The 24,357-nt window shown below is 68.9% G+C and carries 25 protein-coding genes; 12 read left to right on the forward strand and 13 right to left on the reverse strand.

Annotated features, from left to right (window positions below):
- Positions 1 to 61: 61 nt before the first annotated feature.
- Positions 62 to 1,162, reverse strand: a complete 1,101-nt coding sequence (locus PV646_RS33820; protein WP_500346363.1) for a DUF1015 family protein — start codon at positions 1,160 to 1,162, stop codon at positions 62 to 64.
- 18 nt (positions 1,163 to 1,180) lie between these two features.
- Between PV646_RS33820 and PV646_RS33825 the strand changes: the two genes are divergently transcribed.
- The 6 genes from PV646_RS33825 (at position 1,181) to PV646_RS33850 (ending at position 6,101) form a co-directional block, all read left to right on the forward strand.
- Entirely contained in the window at positions 1,181 to 1,654 is a 474-nt protein-coding gene (locus PV646_RS33825) for a cation:proton antiporter regulatory subunit (RefSeq protein ID WP_500346364.1), read from the forward strand.
- 5 nt (positions 1,655 to 1,659) lie between these two features.
- Positions 1,660 to 2,832, forward strand: coding sequence for a cation:proton antiporter (locus PV646_RS33830; protein WP_500346365.1), 1,173 nt, complete (start codon positions 1,660 to 1,662; stop codon positions 2,830 to 2,832).
- 63 nt (positions 2,833 to 2,895) lie between these two features.
- The gene (locus PV646_RS33835) at positions 2,896 to 4,059 is read left to right on the forward strand and encodes a S8 family peptidase (protein ID WP_500346366.1); all 1,164 of its coding nucleotides are present in this window, start codon (positions 2,896 to 2,898) and stop codon (positions 4,057 to 4,059) included.
- A complete protein-coding gene (locus PV646_RS33840) occupies positions 4,056 to 4,277 on the forward strand; it encodes a hypothetical protein (RefSeq protein ID WP_500346367.1) in 222 nt (73 codons plus the stop codon). The genes PV646_RS33835 and PV646_RS33840 overlap by 4 nt, the downstream gene beginning before the upstream one ends.
- A 28-nt stretch (positions 4,278 to 4,305) precedes the next feature.
- Entirely contained in the window at positions 4,306 to 5,652 is a 1,347-nt protein-coding gene (locus tag PV646_RS33845) for an RNA-guided endonuclease InsQ/TnpB family protein (protein WP_500346368.1), read from the forward strand.
- A 2-nt stretch (positions 5,653 to 5,654) separates the two neighbouring features.
- Positions 5,655 to 6,101: a DUF6319 family protein gene (locus PV646_RS33850; protein WP_500346369.1), complete on the forward strand. Its 447-nt coding sequence runs from the start codon at positions 5,655 to 5,657 to the stop codon at positions 6,099 to 6,101.
- A gap of 58 nt (positions 6,102 to 6,159) precedes the next feature.
- Here the strand turns inward: PV646_RS33850 and PV646_RS33855 are convergent, their stop codons facing one another.
- Together PV646_RS33855 and PV646_RS33860 are read right to left on the reverse strand one after the other, a co-directional pair.
- Positions 6,160 to 7,131 carry a quinone oxidoreductase family protein gene (locus PV646_RS33855; RefSeq protein ID WP_500346370.1) on the reverse strand — a complete coding sequence of 324 codons (972 nt, stop codon included), beginning with the start codon at positions 7,129 to 7,131 and terminating at the stop codon, positions 6,160 to 6,162.
- Positions 7,132 to 7,133: 2 nt separating this feature from the next.
- On the reverse strand, positions 7,134 to 7,934 hold the full coding sequence (locus PV646_RS33860) for an SDR family NAD(P)-dependent oxidoreductase (protein ID WP_500346371.1): 801 nt from the start codon (positions 7,932 to 7,934) through the stop codon (positions 7,134 to 7,136).
- 135 nt (positions 7,935 to 8,069) lie between these two features.
- On the opposite strand from PV646_RS33860, the gene PV646_RS33865 reads away from it, so the two are divergent.
- Positions 8,070 to 8,822, forward strand: coding sequence for an SDR family oxidoreductase (locus tag PV646_RS33865; protein WP_500346372.1), 753 nt, complete (start codon positions 8,070 to 8,072; stop codon positions 8,820 to 8,822).
- Between the two features lie 5 nt (positions 8,823 to 8,827).
- Complete coding sequence (locus PV646_RS33870; protein WP_500346373.1) at positions 8,828 to 9,280, forward strand: MaoC family dehydratase; 453 nt, start codon at positions 8,828 to 8,830, stop codon at positions 9,278 to 9,280.
- Here PV646_RS33870 and PV646_RS33875 read toward each other — a convergent pair whose 3' ends face one another.
- On the reverse strand, positions 9,281 to 9,847 hold the full coding sequence (locus tag PV646_RS33875) for a TetR/AcrR family transcriptional regulator (protein ID WP_500346374.1): 567 nt from the start codon (positions 9,845 to 9,847) through the stop codon (positions 9,281 to 9,283).
- A gap of 38 nt (positions 9,848 to 9,885) precedes the next feature.
- Between PV646_RS33875 and PV646_RS33880 the strand changes: the two genes are divergently transcribed.
- Positions 9,886 to 10,941 (forward strand): DUF2855 family protein, encoded by a 1,056-nt coding sequence (locus tag PV646_RS33880; RefSeq protein WP_500346375.1) that lies wholly within the window; start codon positions 9,886 to 9,888, stop codon positions 10,939 to 10,941.
- A 12-nt stretch (positions 10,942 to 10,953) separates the two neighbouring features.
- Here PV646_RS33880 and PV646_RS33885 read toward each other — a convergent pair whose 3' ends face one another.
- From PV646_RS33885 to PV646_RS33915, 7 genes are read right to left on the reverse strand one after another with little or no spacing between them, the layout of a single operon-like run.
- On the reverse strand, positions 10,954 to 11,499 hold the full coding sequence (locus PV646_RS33885; RefSeq protein WP_500346376.1) for a 3'-5' exonuclease: 546 nt from the start codon (positions 11,497 to 11,499) through the stop codon (positions 10,954 to 10,956).
- A gap of 22 nt (positions 11,500 to 11,521) precedes the next feature.
- The gene (locus tag PV646_RS33890; protein ID WP_500346377.1) at positions 11,522 to 12,229 is read right to left on the reverse strand and encodes a hypothetical protein; all 708 of its coding nucleotides are present in this window, start codon (positions 12,227 to 12,229) and stop codon (positions 11,522 to 11,524) included.
- Positions 12,216 to 13,640 (reverse strand): substrate-binding domain-containing protein, encoded by a 1,425-nt coding sequence (locus PV646_RS33895; RefSeq protein ID WP_500346378.1) that lies wholly within the window; start codon positions 13,638 to 13,640, stop codon positions 12,216 to 12,218. Before PV646_RS33895 ends, PV646_RS33890 begins: the two co-directional genes overlap by 14 nt.
- Positions 13,637 to 14,770, reverse strand: coding sequence for a hypothetical protein (locus tag PV646_RS33900; protein WP_500346379.1), 1,134 nt, complete (start codon positions 14,768 to 14,770; stop codon positions 13,637 to 13,639). Before PV646_RS33900 ends, PV646_RS33895 begins: the two co-directional genes overlap by 4 nt.
- Before the next feature lie 14 nt (positions 14,771 to 14,784).
- The gene (locus PV646_RS33905; protein ID WP_382431409.1) at positions 14,785 to 15,543 is read right to left on the reverse strand and encodes an SDR family NAD(P)-dependent oxidoreductase; all 759 of its coding nucleotides are present in this window, start codon (positions 15,541 to 15,543) and stop codon (positions 14,785 to 14,787) included.
- A gap of 15 nt (positions 15,544 to 15,558) precedes the next feature.
- Entirely contained in the window at positions 15,559 to 16,755 is a 1,197-nt protein-coding gene (locus PV646_RS33910) for an acetyl-CoA C-acetyltransferase (protein WP_500346380.1), read from the reverse strand.
- 10 nt (positions 16,756 to 16,765) lie between these two features.
- Positions 16,766 to 17,911 carry an acyl-CoA dehydrogenase family protein gene (locus tag PV646_RS33915; RefSeq protein ID WP_500346381.1) on the reverse strand — a complete coding sequence of 382 codons (1,146 nt, stop codon included), beginning with the start codon at positions 17,909 to 17,911 and terminating at the stop codon, positions 16,766 to 16,768.
- A gap of 93 nt (positions 17,912 to 18,004) precedes the next feature.
- Between PV646_RS33915 and PV646_RS33920 the strand changes: the two genes are divergently transcribed.
- Complete coding sequence (locus tag PV646_RS33920) at positions 18,005 to 18,625, forward strand: TetR/AcrR family transcriptional regulator (RefSeq protein ID WP_500346382.1); 621 nt, start codon at positions 18,005 to 18,007, stop codon at positions 18,623 to 18,625.
- Here PV646_RS33920 and PV646_RS33925 read toward each other — a convergent pair.
- Entirely contained in the window at positions 18,618 to 18,890 is a 273-nt protein-coding gene (locus PV646_RS33925) for a GlsB/YeaQ/YmgE family stress response membrane protein (protein WP_500346383.1), read from the reverse strand. The genes PV646_RS33920 and PV646_RS33925 overlap by 8 nt on opposite strands.
- Positions 18,891 to 18,989: 99 nt before the next feature.
- On the reverse strand, positions 18,990 to 19,769 hold the full coding sequence (locus tag PV646_RS33930) for a sporulation protein (protein ID WP_500346384.1): 780 nt from the start codon (positions 19,767 to 19,769) through the stop codon (positions 18,990 to 18,992).
- Positions 19,770 to 19,948: 179 nt separating this feature from the next.
- Between PV646_RS33930 and PV646_RS33935 the strand changes: the two genes are divergently transcribed.
- Complete coding sequence (locus tag PV646_RS33935) at positions 19,949 to 22,954, forward strand: carboxyl transferase domain-containing protein (RefSeq protein WP_500346385.1); 3,006 nt, start codon at positions 19,949 to 19,951, stop codon at positions 22,952 to 22,954.
- Between the two features lie 55 nt (positions 22,955 to 23,009).
- Positions 23,010 to 24,266 carry an MFS transporter gene (locus PV646_RS33940; RefSeq protein ID WP_500346386.1) on the forward strand — a complete coding sequence of 419 codons (1,257 nt, stop codon included), beginning with the start codon at positions 23,010 to 23,012 and terminating at the stop codon, positions 24,264 to 24,266.
- Positions 24,267 to 24,357 lie beyond the last annotated feature (91 nt).

Genomic DNA, 24,357 nt, shown 5'->3' on the forward strand with positions numbered 1-24,357 from the left:
CACGATTTTCAACGCGCGTTCGACAGGCGACCAGGGCCGAACGAACCCGCCGCACAGGGCCCTACGGTGCCAGGTCGGCCAGCAGAAGTCCGCTGCGCGGCTTCGGGGTGAAGTAGGTGCTCTTGCGCGGCATCTTGGTGCCCGCCAGCACTTCCCGCAGCGGCACGGGCGCGATCAGCAACACCGCCTCGGCCTCCACCGAAGGGTCCACGACCGCCCGCACGCACGGGCTCTCCGGGTCGAGCCCGAGCGCCTGGTCCAGCAGCAACGACTCCACCACGGCGTGGTCGATCCCCCGCCCCGCGGGCAGTTCGACCCGCAGCACCTCGTCCGCGCACCGCACCACGACCACACCCGGTTCCGGATCGACGACGTAGGGCAACGACGACACCGTCAGCCCGGCCCGTTTCCACGCCGCCACCAGATCGGAGGCGGTCAGCCCGCTGCCGACGATCGCCCGGTGGATCGGCCCGACCCGCAACCCCGGCCCGGACGTGACGAGCGCCAGCAACCCGGACAGCCCCGCCTCCCGCGCCGCCGCCACCCGGTGGTTGCCGTCCGCGACGAGCAACGGGTGCGCGCCCGCCGCCTCGACGAACGCGTCCTGCTCCGGCCCAGGCCCGACCAGCCACACCCAGTGCCGCCGCCCACCGGAGTCCACGAGCGACACCGCGGGCTCCCCGGTCATGCCGAGCACCAGGTCCGTCAGCCCGTCGTGCGGGGTGATCGGCACCAGCATGGCCGCGCTCGTCGCGATGCCCAGCGACGCCAGCACCTGCCCGCGTTCGGCGACGACGTCCGGGTAGACGTCCTCGGTGTGCTCGATCCCGTCCGGGTCGACCAGGCACAGCAGCCCGCACGCCGTCCCGTCCGGACCGTCCACCCGGTACGGCGCGACGACGTCGGTGACCTCGGTGTACGCCCTGCGGATCAGTGCCGCCAGCTCGGCGCGAGCGGCGGGCAGCGCGTCGAGCAGCCCGGTTCCCGCGGCCAGCGCGGCCGGTGTGCGGTGGGGGTGCTGGACGGCCAGCAGCGTGCCGTGCGGGGCTCTGGCGAGCGCCCCGATCACCTGGCCGGGTTCGGCGAACTCGTCGACGTCCGGGCCGGGCACGCGTTCGCGTACCACCCAGCCGCGACGCACGGGGCGTACACGAAGAGACATCCACGTATCATGATCTGTGTGAACGTAGAGATCACGCCCCTGCCGGGCATCGGGACGCGTCAGGACTTCACCATCCGCGCCGGACGCCGAGTCGGCGTGATCACGTACCGGGACGGCCGGTTCGAGCTGATCCTGTCCAAAGCGACGGATCCCGACTCCTGCGCCGCCTCGATACCCCTGTCACCGGAAGAGGCGAACACGCTCGCGGGCCTGCTCGGCGCGCCGCAGCTCGTCGCCCACCTGCGCGAGGAGACCCGGGACATCGCGGGCATCACGACGCGGCAGCTCCCGGTGACGGCGTTCGTGAACCACACCCTCGGCGAGACCGCCCTGCGCACGCGGACCGGTGCGTCCATCGTGGCAGTCGTGCGCTCCGGCAACGCTCACCCGTCGCCCGGCCCCGACTTCATCTTCGAAAACGGTGACCTCGCGGTCGTCGTCGGTACCGCGGACGGCCTCGACGCCGCCGCTGAGATCTTCCACGGCGGTTAAGCACTGTGCATGAGACGACAATTGCAATGATCCAGCTCGGCGCGGTCTTCTTCGGCCTCGGTCTGCTGGGTCGAGTGGCTCGGCGTGCCGGCATCTCCCCGATCCCGCTCTACCTGATCGGCGGGCTCGCGTTCGGCGAGGGCGGATTGATCCCGTTACACGGCATCGAGGAGTTCACCCACCTCGCCAGCGAGATCGGCGTCGTGCTGCTGCTCCTCCTGCTCGGCCTCGAGTACTCGGCCTCCGAGCTCACCACCGGGCTGAAGAAGTCCTGGATGGCGGGTGTGCTCGACCTGGTGCTCAACGCGGCACCGGGTGCGATCGCGGCGTACCTGCTCGGCTGGGGGACGGTCGGCGCGCTCGCGATGGCGGGCGTCACGTACATCTCGTCGTCGGGCATCGTGGCGAAGGTCCTGGGCGATCTGGGGCGGCTGGGTAACCGCGAGACGCCGGTCGTGCTGTCCGTGCTCGTGTTCGAGGACCTGGCGATGGCCGTGTACCTGCCGGTGCTGACGGCGGTGCTGGCGGGCGTCAGCTTCTGGGGCGGGCTCACGTCGGTCGGCATCTCGTTGCTCGCGATCACCGTCGTCCTGGTGGTGGCGTTGAAGTACGGCCGTTTCATCTCGGCCATTGTGGACAGTCCGGACCACGAGGTGTTCCTGCTCAAGCTGCTCGGTTCGGCGCTGCTCGTCGCGGGCATCGCCTCGCAGCTGCAGGTCTCGGCGGCGGTCGGCGCGTTCCTGCTCGGCATCGCGATCTCCGGGTCGACGGCCGAGAACGCGACGCGCCTGCTCGAACCGCTCCGCGACCTCTTCGCCGCGATGTTCTTCGTGGTGTTCGGCCTGAACACCGACCCGCGCTCGATCCCGCCCGTGCTCGCGATCGCGGTGGCGCTGGCCGCCGTCACGACGGCCACGAAGGTCTTCACGGGCTGGTGGGCGGCGCGTCGTCAGGGCATCGGGAAGATGGGCCGCATGCGTGCGGGGGTCGCATTGGTGGCGCGCGGAGAGTTCTCCATCGTCATCGCCGGCCTGGCCGTGGCGTCTGGTCAGGTGCACAACGACCTGGCGGCGCTCGCGACCGCGTACGTGCTGCTCATGGCGATCCTCGGGCCCATCGCGGCCAAGTACGTTGAGCCAATCGGTGAATTCTTTCAGCGCAGACGGCAAATGGCCTGAAACAACTGCCCCGATGTGACGACTCTCTAGTGAGGGCTAGACGGAGAGTAGGGGCGAAGCGTCATGACCGAACCCGCGGAAGTGGAGACCACCGGCCGATTCCTGGTACTGCTGCAGGAGGACGCCGTCGAAGAGGGGCTGGCCGAACTCGGTGCGATCGCCGGGTTCAACCCGAACACCGGTGAGATCGGCTCGGACACGCTGCAGGTGTTCCCGGAGCTCGGCGTCGCCGTGGTGTCCGGCGACCCGAACCTGCTGCGCGAGCTGAACGGCGCGGCCGACCGGCCCGGCCCGGTCCAGATCGTCGAACCGGAACGTGTCGTGCACGTGTTCCAGGACGACGCCGCACCGGCCGCGGAGGCCGAGGTGCAGGCCGTCGACGAGTCCGTGCTGACCTGGGGGCTGCAGGCGGTCGGCGCGGACGTCAGCACGGCCACCGGCAAGGGCATCAAGATCGCGGTCCTGGACACCGGCTGGGAGAAGAACCACCCGGACTTCACGGGCCGCGCGATCACCACGAAGTCGTTCATCACCGGCGAGGACGTGCAGGACGGCCACGGCCACGGCACGCACTGCATCGGCACGTCCGCGGGCCCGCGCAAGCCCGCCACCCTGCCCGGTTACGGCGTCGCGCACGAGGCCGAGATCTTCGCGGGCAAGGTCCTGTCGAACGCGGGCTCCGGCTCCGACGGCGGCATCCTCGGCGGCATCGACTGGGCGGTCTCGAACGGTTGCGCGATCATCTCGATGTCCCTGGGCGCCGACGTCCCGGTGAACACGCCGTACTCGCAGATCTACGAGACCGTCGCCCAGCGCGCCCTGGCCAAGGGCACGCTGATCATCGCCGCGGCGGGCAACGCGTCCTCGCGCCCGGCCCGCGTCGCGCCGGTGGGCCACCCGGCCCGTTGCCCCAGCATCATCGCGGTGGCGGCGATCGACGTGCTCCGCGCGATCGCGTCGTTCTCCTCGGGCTCGGCGGACAAGATCGGCCAGGTCGACGTCTGCGGACCGGGCGTCGACGTGTACTCGTCGTTCAAGCTCCCGCAGAAGTACTCCCGCCTGCGCGGCACGTCGATGGCGACGCCGCACGTGGCGGGCGTGGCGGTGCTGATCGCGGAGAAGACCGGCGCACGAGGCTACGAGCTGTGGGCACGCCTGGTCGGCACCGCACTGCGCCTCCCCCTGCCGTCCACCGACATCGGCTCCGGACTCGTCCAGGCGCCATGACCGCTTCGGTGGACCAGGTGATGGTCTCCGTGACGGACGGCAGCCTCCCGCGGGTCCTCGACGACCTGCGGGAGGCGGGCCTGGTGGTCGACACGGTCCTGACAGCGCTGGGCGTCGTGACCGGCACCGCCGAGGTCAGGGCCATCCCGGCCCTGCAGGCAGTACCCGGCGTCATAGACGTCGAACGGCAGTGGCGCGTGCAGCTCCCGCCGTACTGACGATGCCGAACGCGTGTTCGATGGAGTTGTGTCCGTGCTGGCCAGATATCGCTACCGGATCGAACCCGCTGTCGCACAGCGGGAGATGCTGGCTCGCACGTTCGGCTGTGTGCGGACGGTGTTCAACGACGCCGTCCGCTGCAGGGAAGCGGCGTACCGCACCGGGGTCGAACTGACGCCGACAGAGGTACAGCGCCGGGTGATCACCGAGGCCAAGACCCGAGGTGATCGGGCGTGGCTTGCGGAAGTGGCGAGTGTCGCCCTGGTGCAGTCGGTGCGCGACGCGCACCGGGCCTACCAGAACTACTTCGAGTCGGCCGCCGGCACGCGCCGCGGCCGGAAGGTCGGCAAGCCTCGGTTCAAGTCCCGCAAGGACAACCGTCAGTCGTTCCGGCTGACCCGCAACGGTTTCACGATCAGGCCGAGTGGACAGATCCACCTCGCCAAGATCGGCGACATGCGGGTCCGCTGGTCCCGCGAGCTACCATCCGAACCTTCATCGGTCACGATCATCCGCGAACCGGACGGCCACTACTACGCCAGTTTTGTGGTCGAGGTCGAACCGACTCCGCTGGCACCGATCGCACACGAGGCCGGCATCGACCTGGGGATCATCCGGTTGGCTGTGGTCGCGACCACAGCAGGTCACCGCATCGACATCACCAATCTTCGAAGCCTGCGCCACAAACTCCGCAAACTGCGCCGACTCGAACAGGCGAGGACTCGCCGAGCCAAAGGAAGCAAGAACCGGGAGAAGGCGCGCCGCAAGGTGGCCGCCCTGCACTGCAAGGTTGCTCGGGCCAGGCTGGACCATCACCACAAGCAGGCCCTCGGGTTGATTCGCGAGAACCAAGCGGTCTACGTCGAGGACCTGAACGTCGCGGGAATGGCCAGAAACCATCGGTTGGCGCGCGCCGTTCACGATGCCGGTTGGGCCCAGTTCGTCCAGTTGATCGAGGACAAGGCAAAAAAGTACGGCCGGACCGTCGCCAAGGTTTCACGCTGGTTGCCCACGTCGAAGACATGCTCCGACTGCGGGTACATCGCAGGCGACATGCCGCTGAACGTCCGCAACTGGATGTGCCCGACCTGTGGCGCTACGCATGATCGGGACTACAACGCGGCCCGCAACATCCTCGCCGCCGGGCGGGCGGAGAGACTAAACGCCTGCGGAGCCCAGGTAAGACCACCCGTCAGGGAACGGCACAGGGCGATGAACCAGGAAGCACCCGAACGCGACAGAGCCGAGCGGGAAACCCCGGTTCTGAAGCTGAGGAGCAAGTCAATAGGCTCTGCGCTGACCCCTTTCACGGCTGATCGAACAAGTGTTCTATGCTGTGCGCGGGGTCACGTCGTTGCGCAGAGAGGAACCTGATCGTGTCGGACACGCTCACCGAGGTGCAGGCAGTCGAGGAGACCGTCGTGGAGACGGCGGCCCCCGAGGCCGAGGCCCCGAAGCCCGTCGAGGCTCCCAAGCCCGCCGAGGCTCCGAAGGCAGAGGCCCCCAAGGCTGAGAAGCCGAAGGCCGGCCGGCCGAAGAGCACGGCGAAGAAGACTCGCACCGTGGAGCTCACGCTCACCGTCACCGGCACCGCCGAGGGCGAGTGGCAGGCCGACCTGGTCCACGGCACGCAGCGCGTCGTGTCGGGCCTGGTCATCCCGGCCATCGCGGTGGCCAAGGCGGCAAAGGAGCTGCACGAGGACATCGCCAACGGCATCGAGTCGGTGCTGGAGGCGGCGCGCGACCAGCACCGCACCCGCATGGAGGAGCTGGAGGCCGAGCTGGCCAAGGTGAAGGCCCAGCTGGCGGAGCTCTCCGAGTAGGACAGCACGACGTCGAAAGGGCGGCCCGCGTGCGGGCCGCCCTTTCGCGTGTCCTGGACTAGCGCGACGGGTCGAGCACGAGCTTCCCGGAGGTCTTGCGGGAGCGCAGGTCCTCGTGCGCCTGCCGCACCTCGCCGAGCCCGTACTCACCGCCGGGAACGGCCTTCAGCTTGCCGTCGACGACGAGCTGGAACAGTTCGGCCATGGCCCGATGCGCCAGCGTCCCGTGCTCGGCGTCCCGGACCTTCAGGGCGTGCGGCAGCCACATGCCCGCAACGGCCGTGGAGTGCACCAGCAGCGCTCCGAGGTCAACCGGCTTCGGCCTCTCCCGCGAGGCCATGCCATAAAACGCAAGCCGCCCGAACGGAGCCAGCGCGACCAGCGACTGGTCAGTGGTGGTACCTCCAGTCATGTCCAGAACGACGTCCACGCGCCGGCCACCGTTGGCTTCCTTCAGCGCGGCGGTCATGTCCTCGGAGCGGGAGTCGATCGCGACGTCCGCGCCGAGGTCGAGCGCCAGCTTCCGCTTGTCCTCGGACGACGCGGTGGCGATGACCCGCCCGGCGCCCCACAGCTTGGCCAGCTGCACGGCGATCGTCCCCACGCCACCGGCGGCGGCGTGCACGACGACCGACTCACCGGGCTCCATGTGGGTCGACTTGCGCAGCAGCAGCCAGGCGGTGGCGCCCTGGACGATCAACGACAGCGCGGTCAGGTCGTCGACGCCCTCGGGAACGTCGAAGGTCGTCAACGCAGGCGCGACGGCCTTCTGCGCGTATCCGCCGGAGTTCTTGGTCAGCGCGACGACGCGGCGCCCGTCCTCGGTCGTGCCGACGACCTCGCCGCCGGGCACCAGTGGCAGGTCCATCTTCGCGAGGTAGGAGTTCTCGGCCTGGTGCGTGTCCGCGTAGTTCAGTCCGGCACGCGAGACGTTGATCAGCACCTCCCCCTCACCGGCTACGGGGTCGGGCAGTTCCACCTGCTGAAGGACCTCGGGCCCGCCGAACTCGGTGATCTGGATGGCACGCACGATCAGTTCTCCTCAAGCGCGATGGAAACGGGGTCCAGGGAGGCGGCGCCGATGCGCGAGCCGTCGGCGTTGCGAGGCCCGGGCGGGTTGCGGAACCCGAACGGCTCCGATGGGCGACCGGCCTGCACGAACCAGGCCTCGCCCGTCCCCGAACCCTCCACAATGGACATGAAGCCGTCCACGACGTCGGTCACCGGGATGATCGGCATGCCGATCTCCTCCAGCGTCGACCGCAGCGGCACGATGATGTTGGTGTCGGCGAAGCCGGGGCACAGCGCGTTCACGCGCACGTCGGGGTAAGCGCCACCGAGCGAACGCACGAGGCCCACGACAGCGGCCTTGTTGGCGCCGTACACGGGGTCGCCGGGCATCGCCATCAATCCGGCCATCGAGGCCGTGGCGATGATCTGTCCGCCGCGCTTGCGCACCTCGGGCAACGCGTAGTGCGCGCCATAGACGACACCATCGAGGTTGATGGCCATCGCACGGCGGTACGTCTCGACGTCGAAGTCGTCGCCCAACGAGCACCCGGTGCCGATGCCGGCGTTCAAGAAGGCGATGTCGAGCCCGCCGAACTCGCGCACCGCGAGCGCGACAGCCTCGGCCGAGTCCGAAGCGACGGTCACGTCGCACCGCACGAACACGCCGCCGATCTCATCGGCAACGGCTTTGCCCTGGTCGGCGTCCACGTCAGCCACGACGACGCGCACGCCGAGCGACGCCAGACGCCGGGCGGACGCGGCGCCGATGCCGTTGGATCCGCCGGTGATGAGCGCGACCTTGCCGGTGAAGTCCACGGGCACCTGCCTCCTCGAATTGCCACATTCCGACCAGTCGGTATGGTCGTCCGCACAGACCTGGACGTCAAGCGGACTGATAGGTACGTTACTAAGCGCTTGCTTAGCTCACCACCTCTCACCGAAATCGAAGGAGGACCCGTGGCCGACAGGGTTGCGATCGTCACCGGCGCGGCTCGTGGCATCGGCGCCGCGGTCGCGCAGCGCCTCGCCGCGGACGGCCTGGCCGTCGCGTTGCTCGACCTCGACGAGCAGGGCGTGCTCGACGGCGCCGACAAGATCGTCGCGAGCGGTGGGCGCGCCATCGGCCTCAAGGTCGACGTGGCGGACGAGGAGCAGGTCAACGCCGCGGTCACGAAGGTCGCCGAGGAGCTCGGCGCACCGACGGTGCTGATCAACAACGCGGGCGTGCTGCGCGACAACCTGCTGTTCAAGATGACCGCGAGCGACTGGGACACGGTCATGAACGTGCACCTGCGCGGCGCTTTCCTGATGAGCAAGGCCGTGCAGGCGTACCAGACGAAGGAAGGCTTCGGCCGCGTCGTCAACCTGTCGAGCACGAGCGCTCTCGGCAACCGCGGCCAGGCGAACTACTCCGCCGCCAAGGCCGGTCTGCAGGGCTTCACGAAGACCCTCGCGATCGAGCTCGGCAAGTTCGGCGTCACGGTCAACGCGATCGCGCCCGGTTTCATCGCCACCGAGATGACCAAGGCGACCGCCGAGCGCATGAAGATCTCGTTCGACGACTTCCTGACCGGTGCGGCGCAGGCGATCCCGGTCGCGCGCGTCGGCCAGCCGGAGGACATCGCGCACACCGCCTCGTTCCTCGTGAGCGAGGGTGCCGGGTTCGTGTCCGGCCAGGTCATCTACGTCGCCGGCGGACCGAAGGACTGAGGGCCATGCGCGCTTTCGAGAACATCGACGAGCTGGTCGCCGCCAAGGGCGAGCACCTGGGGTTCGGCGAGTGGCACGAGGTCACGCAGGAGCAGGTCAACCTGTTCGCCGACGCGACGCTGGACCACCAGTGGATCCACATCGACGTCGAGAAGGCCGCCAAGGGCCCCTTCGGCGGACCGGTGGCGCACGGCTACCTGACGTTGTCGCTGGTGCCGTACCTGGTGCGGGACGTCTACACCGTCAAGAACATCAAGATGGGCGTGAACTACGGCAGCAACAAGGTCCGCTTCCCGCAGCCGGTGCTGGTCGGTGCCAGGGTGCGCGGCGGGGTCGAGCTGCTGGACGTCACGGACATCGCGCTGGGCAAGCAGCTCGTGACCAAGGTCGTCATCGAGATCGAGGGTAGTGACAAGCCCGCGTGCGTCGCCGAGATCGTCAGCGTGATCGTGCCCTGATCAGGGCCTGAGGCTGTGGATCAGCAGGTCCGCGTAGTGCTCGGCCAGCCGTCCGGGCGGCATGTCGCCGTCCGGGCGGTACCAGGTGCCGAGCTGGTGCAACGAGCCGAAGAAGTAGTACGTGGCCACGTCGGCGGGCACGTCGGCGCGGAACGTGCCGTCCGCCTGCCCCTCCTCGACCAGGCCGCGGAACTTCTCGTGGTAGCGCCGCCGTTCCGCCCGCACCTCCCTCTGCTTCTCCTCCGAGAGGTGGTTCATCGACCGGAAGAACACCTTCGCGGCGTCGAAGTCGTCGACGCTGGTGACGATGACGTCGATCGCGGCCTCGCGCAGCCGTTCGGTGACCGGGCCGGTGCTGGACGCGATCTTCTCCAGGTGTTCGGTCTGCAAGCGCAGCAACCGCCCGTAGATCTCGTGCAGCAGGTCGTCCTTCGACCCGAAGTAGTGGTACATAGCGCCTTTGGTGACACCGGCGTGCTCCACGATCTCCTGCACGGCGACGCGTTCGTACCCCTTGTCCGCGAACAGGCGGGTGGCGGCGTCGATCAGTCTTTCAGGCACGGTCACGTTCGGAGCGTACCTCCCGACCAAGGAGAATCCAGGCAATGATCAGCAGCTGGACCGTGGTCGTCGACCGCGGCGACCTCACCGAAACCGAAGTGCTGCACGACGAACGTCCGGAGCTTGCCGAACTGTCGGACTGCGAGGTGTTGCTCCGCGTCAGCCGGGTGGGCCTCACCGCCAACAACGTCACGTACGGCGTGATCGGCGACCTCATCGGCTACTGGCGCTTCTTCCCCGCCGGCGGCGACGGCCAGGGCGTGGTCCCGGTGTGGGGCTTCGCCGACGTCGTCGACTCCACTGTGGACGCACTGCCCGCCGGCACGCGCGTCTACGGCTACCTGCCGATGGCGAGCCACCTCGTCGTGCGCGCCCGACTGACCTCCTCCGGTTTCGTGGACACAGCCGACCACCGCGCCGACCTGCCGGCCGTCTACAACAGCTACCTGGTCACCTCGCAGGACCCGGCCTACGACGCGTCTTTGGAAGACTTGCAGGTCCTGTACCGGCCGCTGTTCCTGACGTCGTTCCTGCTGGCCGACCAACTGGTGGACAACGACTTCCACGGCGCCCGCACGGTCGTCATCTCCTCCGCTTCCAGCAAGACCGCGTTCGGCACCGCCCAGTGCCTGCGTTCCGCCGGTGTGCGGGTCGTGGGCCTGACCTCGCCCCGCAACGTGGAATTCACCGAGAGCCTCGGGCTCTACGACACCGTGCTCCCCTACGACGCTTCGGTGGACGTCGAACCTTCGGTGTACCTGGACTTCAGCGGGTCGGCCGAGGTGCGCTCGGCGCTGCACGACCGGCTGGGCTCGTCGCTGGTGAAGGACATCTCGATCGGGCTGACCCACAAGACGGCGTCGCAGGACCCGCGGTCGGAGTTCTTCTTCGCGCCGGAGCAACTGCGCAAGCGCACCGCCGACTGGGGCTCTGACGGGCTGGCTCAGCGGTTCGGTGAGGCCTGGCGGGGCTTCACGGCTCAGGCCGGTGGCTGGGTCGGCGTCGTGCACCACAGCGGGCCGGACGAGCTGGTCAACGTGTGGCAGGCGGTGCTGGCGGGAAAGACGAACCCGGACAGCGCCGACGTGATCACCTTCTGAACAGCTCCTCCATCAGCGCTTCGCCAGCAGCCCGGCCAGCAGGCCCGCGATGTTGAACGCGTCGTCGTGACCGCGGTGGTGCGTGCCGTCGATCCTCTCCCCGGCGAGCCGCACCGCCTCGGCCATCCCGACCTCCCGGGGCAACGCGTGCACCAGCGCGAACAACGTCTTGACGTTGAGGTGCCGCGGCCCGAACGGATACCGGACCCCGAAGTCCGCACACTGCCGTTCGAACATCTTCCGGTCGTAGTCACCGTAGGAGGCCCACACCCGGCGATCCGACCGGAACTCCTTGCGCAGCACCGCACAGGCCTCCGCGAACGAGACCCCGTCCGCGACCTGCGGGGCGGTCAGCGTCGTCAGCTCGGTGCAGAACGGACTGACGGTGGACCGCGAAGGCCTCACCAGCACGGAGCGCCGCTCGCCCCGGACCCCGGTCGCCACCGAGAGCGGGCAGATCCCGATCTCGATGATCTCCGAGATCTCGCCGGGCGGCGGCGTCCCCTTCCAGCACGTCGACTCCACGTCGACCACCAGGACTTCATCCAGCACGATCACGCGCTGATCGTCCCCCACGCGTCTACTGGAATACGACGACCGGCAGCACCACGATCTCCCCGGTGGCGGCGTTCCACGACTGGACCTTGCCCAGGCAGCGCGCGTTGAACTGGCCCGGCGGCAGCGTGTCGCGCAGGCTTGCGCGGTCGCACTCCACCCGCACCCGGTGCTCCCCGACGGGTGCGATCAGCACCGCCGGGTCCTGGCCCGCGGCGGCCTCGAACCGGCCGTGCAGCGACACGTAGTCGCGGATGTCGTTGAGGCGCCGGGCTTTGGACCGTCGCCACGCGTCGTCCGCGCGGATGGTGGCGGTCGTCAGGTCGACGTCGACCACGCCGTGGCCCGCGCGCAGGCCCGCCAGCACCACGCCGATCACGTCGATCTCCGTGGCCGGTTTCTCGTAGGTGTCGGTGTTCTGCTCGACCACCGAGCCGTCGACGCCGATGCCGAACTCGCTCGGGCCCACCTGGAGCTTGCCGTTCTTGGTGACGGTGATCTGCTTGACGAACTGGCGGGTGACGGCGTCGTCGTAGCGGCCGACCTTGCAGAGGTTGATCATTCGCTGGCCGTGCACGTAGAACAGCAGGCCGGGGACCTCGGGTTCCTGCTCGCGGCGGCGCATCCACTGCCACGCCAGCACGACGACCACGACCAGGGCTACGAGCGTCGCCGCCCACAGCAGGATCCAGCCCCACGAGACCGACCACCAGAGCGTTCTATCGACATCCACGGATCTCCCTCACCGCCTCCAGCAACGACTTCGCGCCCGCCTCCACGAGACGGCCGCCGCTCGCCTGCGCGACCCGGTCCAGCTCCGCCGTCGAGGCCTCGCCGAACCGGATCGGGAACACCGGTACCTCTCCCCTGCCCACGCGCAGGAACTCGTCCACCGACGGGCCCGCGTTGTTCTCGCCGTCGGTCATCAGCACGACCGCCGTCTCGCCGCGGGCCAGTTGCAACGCGCGGTCCAGCGCGGCCCAGATCGCCGTGTTGTCCTGAAGGTCGTCGGACGCCACGACGGACAGCAGCGCGTCGAGGTCCTCCTTGCCCCGCACGGTGATCGAACGCTCCTCCAGCACCGTGCCCGCGAACCGCAGGATCGTCACGGTCTCGCCGACGTAGAAGCGGTCGAAACCGTTGAGCGACGCGAACGCCTCACGCAGGCCGGCGAGCCGCGCCCCGCGCATGGACGTCGAGTAGTCCAGCACGAAGACCACCTGACGGCCGTCGCCCGCGCGATCGTGGAACAGCAGCAGCCGGTCGATCACCTCGGGGCTGTCCGGGAAGTAGAGCGCGGTGCCGAGGTCGGCGCTCAGCTTCTCGTTGCGCACCACGGAGGGTTCGACCGGACGGCGCCAGGTGCGGTCGGCGATCATCTGTTGTGCGGCGGGCGAACGCAGCCACTCGACGACGCGGTCGTAGGCGGCCCGGTGCGCGGGATCCAGCAACATCAACGGGTAGTCCGACAGGACGATGCCGTCCCGCGGGTAGACGATCTCCAGCGGCTCCTGCAACCTACCCGAAGCGTTCAGGGAGAACAGTTCCGACTCGTGCGCGACCAGTCCGTCCACATCGGACCGCCGGACGAACTCCGCGACCGGGTCCGGCACGTCGAACGCCCGTCCGGCGAGGAATCCCTGCAGGCGGTCGCAACTCACGTCCTCGGGCCGCAGCGGCGCACCGGTGCCCGCCGCCGCCGTCGCCACGCCGATCAACGCGGCCATCCCGCCACCGGACACCCGCGGATCGGCCATGCCGTAGCGGAACCGGCCCTGCGCCGCCTGGTCCGCGACGTCCGCCCACGTGGGTCGCTCGCCCAGCTCAGCCCGTTTCGGCCGCTTCACCCCGAGCACCACCGGGGACGTCATGATGCTCGACGCCAGCTCCGGTTCGGCACCGCGCAGCCGCAGGAACCGGGCGGTGGACAACCACGCCAGGTCGAACCCGGCGAGCGACGCACTGGCCTCGACGGTGCCGCGGTGCTCCACCGCGAGGTCGACCCCGGTGGCCTTCTTCAGCTCCGCCAGCACCGGGCCGAGATCGGCCAGCTCGCTACTCGCCAGCACCTTCAACCGGACCGGCGGCGGAGTGCTCGAGGTGCACGCCGTCAGCAGGAGCAGCAGCGCGAGCAGAGCCCTCATTTGCAGTCGCCGACGACGTCGAGCATGTGCTCGAAGAGTTCCGCCTTGGGCAGTTGCACCCTGCCCTTCTCACCGGCCGGCGGCTCCGGCAGCCCGCGACCGGCGATGTGGCTGCCGAAGTCCGTGCCGGTCTCCCCGTTCCACCCCAGCGAGTGGAAGCCCAGTTCGACCGCGCGCTGACGCAGTTCGGGGTCGTTCATCATCAGCTCGCCGATGCGGTCGCCCTCGGGCGTGAACGAGATCAGCTCGGGCGTGCTCTGGTGCTGCTTGTTCGGGTAGAGCAGCACGCGTTCGGTGTCGATGCTCTTCTGCCGCAACTGGTACGCGATGTACTGGTGCTCGTAGATCACCGCGATGACGGCGTGCGTGCGGCCTTCCGGCACGAAGTACTTGGGGGCCATGTCCTCACCGGCCTGGCCCTGCGCGTCGATGAACGGTTTGACCCTGCGCGCCAGTTCCTCCGCGGCCTCGACGGTCTGCGGTGGATCGTCGCCGAAGGCCGTGGCGAAGAACCCGACGAGGGTCGCGCCCGAGTAGGCCTTGCACGGGTCAGGCGACTGCACGAGCACCTTGTTGCCGTTGTTCAGGCCCAGTTCACTCCACTGGTCCTTCTGCTCGTCCCCGGACAGTTCCTTGAACGCGACCATGTCGAGGTTGTAGTAGAGCGGCTTCTCGCTGGAGTCGGACGGCGTCGCGACGTTCGCCCGCTTCAACGCCTCGGCGTACTCGCGGAACGTCGCCAGCACGACCGGGGTGAAGAACGGCCGGTACGGCACGACGTGCTTGCCGGCCCGGCGCGACTTCACGTGCTCGTTCGCCACGTGCCCGGACGGGAACACGAAGTGGTACGAGTCGAGGTCGGGTTTGTTCGCCAGGTCCCGCGACCCGATCGGCGTCACGTGCACCTGGTAGCCGCGCGCCATCAGGATGCGCTTGACCTGCTCGTCCTGGAAGAAGTCGCGCTTGGAGGCGAAGAGGGCCCGCACGACGGTGACAGACCGGAACGGGCCGGTGACGTGCCCCGAGACGAGCAACGTCACCAGCCCGAACACGAACACCGCCAGCGGCGGCACGAACCACAGCAGGAACCGTCTTCGCGGGTCGACGATCTTGAACTCGGGCTCCCGCACGGCTCCCCCTGGAGTCAGACGATCACGGCACCACCGTCGACGACGAGCGTCTCGCCGGTAACGTAACCGCCTGCGGGCGAGGCCAGGAAGAGAACGGCCGAAGCGAGCTCCTCCGGGTCACCGATTCGCCCGGATGGCAGCGTCGCCTGGATCTTCTCCAGGTACCCCGGCGGGTACTGGTCGGTCATCTCCGACTCGAAGAACCCGGGACAGATCGCGTTGACCCTGATGCCCTTGCGCCCGGTCCACTGCTGCGCGAGGTCGCGCGTCAGGCCGAGCAGACCGGCCTTCGACGCCGAGTACGCGGCCTGGGGGATGCCGCCGGTCACGAGGCCGAGGACACTGGAGATGTTGATGATCGAGCCGCCGGACTTCATGACCGAGGCGGCGGCCTGCGCCATCCAGTAGGCGCCGTTGAGGTTCACGTCCATGACGCCGCGGAACTCCTCCGGCGTCTCGCGCGACGCCGGTACGGCCGACGCGACACCGGCGTTGTTCACGAGCACCGCGACCGTGCCGAACTCGGCGGCCGCACGCGCGACCTCACGGCAGTCCTCGGGCTTCGAGACGTCGGCCTGCACGACCAGGGCGCGCTGCCCGGTGGCCTCGACGAGCGCGGCCGTGTCCTTCAGCTTGTCCGCGCGACGGGCCGCGAGCACGATGTCCGCGCCCGCTTCCGCGAGTCCCTTGGCGAACGCGACGCCGAGACCAGAGGACGCGCCCGTGACGATCGCGACCTTCCCGTCCAGCCGGAATTTGTCGAGGATTCCCACTGCTGCCAGAACCTTTCAGCTCAGTCGTTCCAGGATGATCGCCATGCCCTGACCGCCGCCGACGCACATCGTCTCGAGGCCGAACTGGGCGTCGCGGGCCTGCATGCCGTTGATCAGCGTCGTCATGATCCGCGCGCCGGTCGAGCCGAACGGGTGGCCCAGCGCGATCGCGCCGCCGTGCACGTTGAGCTTGTCGATGTCGATGCCCAGCGCACGCTGGGAACCGAGCACCTGCACGGCGAACGCCTCGTTGATCTCGACCAGGTCGATGTCCGAAATGGACAGACCGGCGTGCCCGAGGGCCTGCTTCGTGGCCTCGACCGGGCCGAGGCCCATGATCTCCGGCGAGAGGCCGGAGACACCCGTGGACACGATGCGCGCCAACGGGGTCAGCCCGAGCTCACGCGCCCGCACGTCGCTCATGATCACCACGGCGGCGGCGCCGTCGTTCAACGGGCAGCAGTTGCCGGCGGTGATCGTGCCTTCCGGCCGGAAGACCGGCTTGAGCGACGACACGGCTTCCAGGGTCACCCCGGCGCGCGGGCCGTCGTCGGTCGAGACCACCGTGCCGTCGGGCAGGGTCACCGGCGTGATCTCGCGGGCGAAGAACCCGTCCGCGATCGCCTTCTCCGCGAGGTTCTGCGACCGCACGCCGAACTCGTCCTGGTCGTGCCGCGAGATGCCCATCTGCGTCGCGACGTTCTCGGCCGTCTGACCCATCGCGATGTAGTAGTCGGGCAGCCGGCCGTCCAGGCGCGGGTCGGTCCACGGCGCGTTGGACGCGGCCGTGTCCAGGGTCCGTTGCTGCGCCTCGGCGAACAGCGGGTTGAACGACGGCGCGCCCGCGTGCATGTACCGGGAGACGCACTCGACACCGGCCGAGATGAACGCGGTGCCCTCCCCCGCCTTGATGGCGTGGAAGGCCATCCGCGCGGTCTGCACCGAGGACGCGCAGAACCGGTTGACCGTCGTGCCGGGCAGACCGTCGTGCCCGAGCTGCACGGCGACGCGGCGCGCCATGTTCTGGCCGTGCTCGTCCTGCGGCTCGGCACATCCGAGGTGCAGGTCGGTGATCTCGGACGCCGGGAGGTCGCCCAGCGCGGCCGAGATGACCTGCGCGGCCAGGTCGTCCGGCCGCAACGACGCGAGAGAACCCTTGCGGGCACGGCCGATCGGCGAACGAGCCGTGGAAACGATGACTGCTTCAGCCATGCCGATCTCCTTACAGGCCCAGGTCGCGGCCGATGAGTTCCTTCATGATCTCGTTGGACCCCGCCCAGATCTTCGTGACGCGGGCGTCCATCCACGCGCGGGCGACGCGGTACTCGGTCATGTAGCCGTAGCCACCGTGCAGCTGCACGCAGGCGTCGATGACCTCGTTCTCGATGTCGGCGCTCCAGTACTTCGCCTGCGCCGCCTCGACCGAGCTCAGTTCGCCGCGAACGTGCTGCATGGTCAGCGTGTCGATGAACGCCTGCGAGACGTCCAGCTTCGTGCGCAGCTCGGCGAGCAGGAACTTGTTGTGCTGGAACTTGCCGATCGCCTGGCCGAACGCCTTGCGCTCCTTGACGTACTCCAGCGTCTCCTCGAAGACGCCCTGCGCGTGCGCCAGGTTCGAGATGGCGCCACCGATCCGCTCCTGCGGCAGGCGTTCCATCATGTAGATGAAGCCCTGGCCCTCCTCGCCGATGACGTGCTCCTGGCTCAGGCGCACGTCGGAGAAGAAGAGCTCCGCGGTGTCGGACGGGTGCTGGCCGACCTTGTCGAGCTTGCGGCCGCGCTCGAAGCCGGGCATGCCGTTCTCGACGGCGAACAGCGTGATGCCGCGCGCGCCCTTGGACGGGTCGGTGCGGGCCGCGACGACGATCATGTCGGCGGTGTAGCCGTTGGTGATGAACGTCTTGGAGCCGTTGAGGATCCAGTCGTCACCGTCGCGCACGGCGTTGGTCTTCAGCGCGGCGAGGTCGGAGCCGCCGGACGGCTCGGTCATCGCGATGCCGGTCTTGATCTCGCCGGTGCACATGCCGGGCAGCCAGCGCTGCTTCTGCGACTCGGTGCACAGGTCGACGAGGTAGGGCGCCACGACGTCGCCGTGGATGCCGAGCGACGACGCGACCGCGGCGTTGACGCGGCACAGCTCCTCGGCGAAGACGGTGTTGAAGCGGTAGTCGTTCGCGCCGCTGCCGCCGTACTCCTCCGGGATCTCCAGACCCAGCAGGCCCTGACGCCCGGCCTCCAGCCACACGTCCCGGTCGATCACCCGCTGCTCGATGAACTTCTCGACGTTCGGGGTGATCGTGCGCTCGACGAACGCCTTCGCCGACTCCCGGAACGCGACGTGATCCTCGTTGAACAGCGTCCGCTGCACGACTAACCTCCATACTAAGCGGTTGCTTAGCGCTAAGCGCACGCTTAGCGTGCAGTACGATCCATCACCTGTCAACACGCTGGGAGCCACCCGATGACGACGACCGGACTGGACGGGTTCGCGCTGCTCGACAAGACGTGGAGCACGGTCACGCCCGAGGCCGCCCGCCGGATGCTCATCGCGGCCGTCCAGGCGTTCGCAGGCAAGGGATATCACGCCACGACGACCCGGGACATCGCCTCGTTGGCCGGAATGTCGCCCGCGGCGGTGTACATCCACTACCGGTCCAAAGAGGAACTTCTCTTCAACATCTCGCTCGTCGGCCACGAGACGTCACTGGCGCTGCTGTCGAGCATCGAGGGCGACGGGGCGGTGCAGCGGCTGAAGAACGCGGTGGCGGCGTTCGCGGGCTGGCACGCGGAGTTCCACACGACGGCGCGGGTGGTGCAGTACGAACTGGGCGCGCTCTCTCCCGAACACCACGAGCAGGTGGCGGAGCTGCGCCGGCAGATCGAGCAGCGGATGCGGTCCTACATCGCGGACGGCGTGGAGGAGGGCGCGTTCGACGTTCCCGACCTCAAGGGCGCGACCCTGGCCGTGCTGTCGCTGTGCATCGACGTCGCGCGCTGGTACCAGCCGAGCGGGAAGCGGACTCCGGACGAGATCGGCGCGATGTACGCCGACCTCGTCCTGCGGATGGTCCGGCCTAACTGACCGACTTGCGGCCGTACATCCCGGCCACGACCGAGACGCCGATCGCGGCGACCACGATCTGCACGATCAGCTCGATCCAGTCGATGCCGGGCGTGTCCTGCACGCCGAGCAGGCGCGCGATCCACGTGCCGATGAACGCGGCCACGATGCCGACGATGATCGTCAGCCAGATCGGGATGCTCTGCTTGCCCGGCGCGAACAGCCGGCCGAGCACGCCCAGGATCAGACCGATGACGAGCGCACCGATGATGCTGCCGATGCCCATGACCGCCTCCTCCGCGATGATTTCGGAACTAGGCCGAGATCATCCCTTCAGCGGACGGATCGTGCAGCACGAGGCGTAGCGCGTTCGACCGTTCGGGGTCTACCAGCGGCTGCCGGAGACCTGCGCCATCCACTGGTTGATCGTCGCGGACCAGTCCGTGCCGACGGCCTGCTGGTGCGACACGGCGAACCGGCCGTACGCGTCGCCGCCCGCGCGGAGCAGTCCGGCGCGCTTGTCGGCCTCCAGGATCACGTGCAGCTCACCCGGCGTCGTGACGAAGGTCAGCTCGACCTGCTTGACGCGGCCCGCGAACTGCGGCGGCGGGTAGAACTCGATCTCCTGGTAGAACGGCAGCTGCTGCGGCACGCCGTGGATGCGGCCCTTCTCGTTGTCCGCCTTGGTGAAGCGGAAGCCCATGTGCCCGAATGCCTGGAGCACGGCGTCCTGCGACGGCAGCGGGTGCACCCAGATCGGGTCGAGGTCACCGGGGTCGACGGCGCCGCGGACCTCCAGTTCGGTGCGCAGGCCGAGCTGCATGCCGTTGAGCTGCATGCCGCCCACGACGTTGAGCGGGCACTCGAACGGCACCGGGACCTGGAACGGCAGCGAGATGTTCTGGTGCGGCTGGGCCATGATGCGCTGGCCCACGGAGAACTTGTGGAACTCCATGTTGGTGTTGTACTCGTTGTCGCCGCTCTCGACCTCGACGCGGGTGAGCAGCGCGAGCGTGACGTGGTCGATCTCGGCCGGGTGATCGCCGCCGGCGATGCGCACCTCGCCGGACAGCACCTCGCCGGGCCTGACGTTGGGATTGGTCAGGACCGTGTCGACAGTCGGCCCGCCCACGCCGAACGCGCGCATCATCCTCTTGAACACCACTGCGGCCTCCTGAAGCCCTTGCATGTTTGCGGGGAGTCTGCCAACTGGATCGCCCGTTTGCGGCGAAGTGTTCCGTTGACGCCTCAGTACCCCGATCGGTTCCGTATGGACTTCCGTTGACTTCAGATGGCAACATGCGACCGCCGTCACATACTAAGCGGTCGCTCAGGAGGTTTCCCGTGCTTCTCGTCGCCAACCGGGGTGAGGTGGCTGTCCGCGTTCTGCGTGCGGCTGCTGACCTGGGGATTCGTACCGTGGCGGTGTACGCGGAGGACGACGCTTCCTCGCTCCACGTGACCCTCGCGGACCGGACTGTGGCGCTGCACGGGCCCTCTCCGTACCTCGACGTCGATCAACTGCTGGACGCGGCGCAGGGGTGCGTCGCGGTGCATCCGGGGTGGGGATTCCTGTCCGAGAACGCCGAGTTCGCTCGGGCGTGTTCCGCGCGCGGCCTGGCCTTCGTCGGGCCGTCCGCTGACGTTCTGGAACTGCTCGGTGACAAGCGGCGAGCACGGGACTTGGCCGCGTCACTGGGGATTCCGGTGCTGGACGCGGAACCCGGCTCGTACCCCGTGATGGTCAAGGCGGTCGCCGGGGGTGGTGGCAAGGGCATGCGCGCCGTGCTGCGCGCGGAGGACCTCGACAGCGCGGTCGAGGCGTGCCGGGCGGAGGCGCTGGCGGCGTTCGGGACCGGCGACGTCTACCTCGAACGCCTGATGCTCTCCGCCCGGCACATCGAGGTGCAGCTCGTCGGCACGACGGTGATCGGCGACCGCGACTGCTCGCTGCAGCTGCGGCACCAGAAGGTCGTGGAGATCGCGCCCGCTCCCCTGCTGGACCCGGTGCTGCGCAAGGCCCTGCACGCGGCGGCCGTGGCGATCGCGTCCGCTGTGGACTACCGGGGCGTCGGGACGGTGGAGTTCCTGGTGTCCGGGGACTCGTTCGCGTTCCTGGAGGTCAACCCGCGGCTGCAGGTCGAGCACACGGTGACCGAGATGGTGTCCGGAGTGGACCTCGTGCGCACCCAGCTGCTGCTCGCGTGGGGCGGCGACGTCGACTACACGCCCCACGACCGCGGCGCCGCCGTGCAGGCGCGCCTGAACCAGACCTCAGGTGGCGTGCTGTCGTCGTTCGCGCCGCCGTCCGGGCCTGGCGTCCGCGTCGACACGCACGGGTACGTCGGTTACCGGGTCGGCACGCGGTACGACGGCCTGCTGGCGAAGCTCGTGGTGCACGGCGAGGACCTGGACGTCGCCCTGAACCGGGCCCGGCGCGCGTTGGGCGAGTTCCGCGTCGAGGGCGTGTCCACGAACCTGGAGTTCCTGCGAGGGCTGTTGGCTCGCGACGTCGTCGGCGCCACGACCGACTTCATCGTGGAGGAACCGGTGTCGGGCATGCGGGCTCCGCTGGCCGGCACGGTCGTCGCCGTCGACGCGGACTCCGTCGTGCTGGAAGCGATGAAGATGCAGCACGTCGTGCGGGTGTCCGGCGAGGTGCTGGTGTCGGTGGGCGACACCGTGTCCGAGGGCCAGGTGCTGGCGTCCGGTGCCGGTGAGTCCGCTGAGGACGTTTCTGTCGCGGACCTCGAACACGTGCGCCCGGACCTGGCGGAAGCACTGGTGCGCCACGACTTCGAACGTCCCGACGCCGCTGCTCGGCGGCACGCCCGCGGCGGCCGGACCGCACGCGAGAACATCGCGGATCTCTGCACCGACTTCGTCGAGTACGGCGGCCTCGCGATCGCCGCACAGCGCCGACGCCGGTCTCTAGAGGACCTGATCGAACGCACACCCGCTGACGGCCTGGTGGCGGGCATCGGCGTGGTCAACGGCTCGCGGGTCGTGGCGATGTCCTACGACTACGCGGTGCTCGCCGGCACGCAGGGCCTGCGCAACCACCAGAAGAAGGACCGTCTCTTCGCGCTGGCGCGGCAGGAGAACCTGCCGGTGGTGCTGTTCGCCGAGGGTGGTGGCGGACGGCCGGGCGACACCGACCACAGCATGGTCAGCGGCCTCGACTGCGGCTCGTTCCACGCGTTCGCGCAGCTCAGCGGGCAGGTGCCGTTGATCGGCGTGGTGGCGGGGCGGTGCTTCGCGGGCAACGCGGTGCTGCTGGGCACGTGCGACGTGATCATCGCGGTCGAGGGCGCGAACATCGGCATGGGCGGCCCGGCGATGATCGAGGGTGGCGGGCTCGGGGTGTTCCGGCCGGAGGACATCGGGCCGTTGGACGTGCAGGTGCCCAACGGCGTGGTGGACATCGCGGTCGGTTCCGAAGAAGAGGCGGTGGCCGTCGCCAAGAAGTACCTCTCGTACTTCCAGGCTCCCGCAGGCGTCCCCCACGCGAGCGCGCAGCCTTCGCCCGCGCCGCTGGGGGGACCCCTGGAATCAATTATCCCAGACAGCACCGACAATTCCTGGGCCTGCGAGGACCAGCGCCTCCTCCGCCACACCATCCCCGAGAACCGCCTCCGCGCCTACGACATCCGCTCCCTCATCACGACCCTCGCCGACACCGGCAGCGTCCTCGAACTGCGCGAAGGCTTCGGCAAGGCCATCGTCACCGCCCTGGTCCGCGTCGAAGGCCGTCCGATCGCGCTGATCGCCAACGACCCCAAGGTCAACGGCGGTGCCATCGACGCCGACGCCGCGGACAAGTGCGCCCGCTTCCTCCAGCTCGCCGACGCGTTCGACATCCCGGTCGTCTCCCTCACCGACACCCCGGGGTTCATGGTCGGCCCGGACGCCGAACGCACCGCCACCGTCCGCCACCTGACCCGCATGGTCGTGACGGGCGCGAACCTCACCGTCCCCTTCGGACTCGTCGTCCTGCGCAAGGCGTACGGCCTCGGCGCCCAGGCCATGGCGGGCGGAAGCCTGAAAGTCCCGCAGTTCGCCGTCTCCTGGCCCACCGGCGAGTTCGGCCCGATGGGCCTCGAAGGCGCCATCAAACTCGGCTTCAAGAAAGAGCTCGACGCCATCGCGGACCCCGAAGAGCGCAAGCGGCGCTACGACGAGATGGTCGCGATGGCGTACGAGCACGGCAAAGCCCTCAACGTCGCCTCGGTCTTCGAGATCGACGACGTGATCGACCCGGCCGACACGCGCCGCTGGATCGCCACGGCGCTGGCCCCCTCGACTTCCCGCTCTCCCGGGAAGAAACGCCCGTTCATCGACACGTGGTGAAGGAGAATCCGTGGTCAGCGTCGCCCCTGCGGAACAGAAGACCTTACGCCGGCTGATGGCAGCCGGACTCGTCGGTTCGAGTCTCGAGTGGTACGACTTCTTCATCTACGCGACAGCCGCGGCCCTGGTGTTCCCCAAGTTGTTCTTCCCCGAGGCGACGCCGATCGTGGCGTTGCTTCTGTCGTTCAGCACGTTCTGGGCGGGCTTCATCGCACGCCCGATCGGCGGCCTGGTGTTCGGGCACGTCGGCGACAAGGTCGGCCGCAAACCGGCACTCGTCATCTGCCTCGCGCTGATGGCGGGCGCCACGTTCCTCATCGGCCTGCTGCCGACGACGGCGACCATCGGCGTCGGCGCGCCCGTGCTGCTGGTGCTGCTGCGGTTCCTGCAGGGCATCGCCGTCGGCGGGCAGTGGGGCGGCGTGGTCCTGCTGCTCACCGAGTCCGCGGGACCTCGCAAGAGGGGTTTCGCGGGCACGTTCGGGCAGGCCGGCGTGCCGATCGGTGTGCTGCTGGGCAACATCGCCTTCATCAGCGCCACGACCTCTCTCTCGCCCGAGGCGTTCGCGTCGTGGGGCTGGCGTGTGCCGTTCCTGGCGAGCGCGCTCCTCTTCCCCGTGGTGCTGTTCATTCAGCTCAAGGTCGAGGACAGCCCGGTCTTCAAGGAGATGCAGCAACGCCGTGCGGACGCACCGGCCGTGAAGCACGCACCGCTGAAGGAGGCCCTCCGGACGCACCGCAAGCCGATCCTGCTCGGGGCGGGCCTGATGTTCGCGTCCAACGCGATCTTCTACGTGTCGATCGCGGGCGTCCTGTCCTACGCGACCACCACGCTCGGCCTCAGCCGAGAGTCGGTGCTGGTCGTGAGCTTGCTGTCCTCTCTCGTGAGCATCCCGGTGATCCTCTACGCCGGGCACCTCTCGGACCGCATGGGACGCCGTCCGCTGATCATCGCGGGCACCGTCGGCCTGATCGTGTGGGCGTTCCCGTACTTCCTGCTCGTGGACACGGGCTCGCTGCTGTTGCTGTTCGTCGCGAACACGGTCGGAGGCATCGCGTCCTCTCTCGTGTACGGGCCGATCGCCGCCTACCTGGGTGAACTGTTCGAGGCGCACGTCCGGTATTCGGGTGCCTCTCTCGCGTACCAACTGGCGTCGATCCTGGTCAGCGGCGGCACGCCGTTCGTGATGACGGCTCTGCTGGGCGCGACCGGGACGTCGATGTCGGTGTCGGCGTTCTTGCTGGTCATGGGGCTGTGCACGCTCGTGTCGGTGATCAAGCTGCCGGAGACGCACCAGCCGGAACGGGCCTGATCAGAGGCTGTGAAGGCCCGGCCGGAGGGACAAATCGGGCCTTCACAGTCAAGACCTCTGCGGAACCTGGAGCCGATGCCGTACGTTGGCG

Source organism: Streptomyces sp. ID05-26A, from assembly GCF_033794685.1.
Classification (GTDB): Bacteria; Actinomycetota; Actinomycetes; order Mycobacteriales; family Pseudonocardiaceae; genus Lentzea.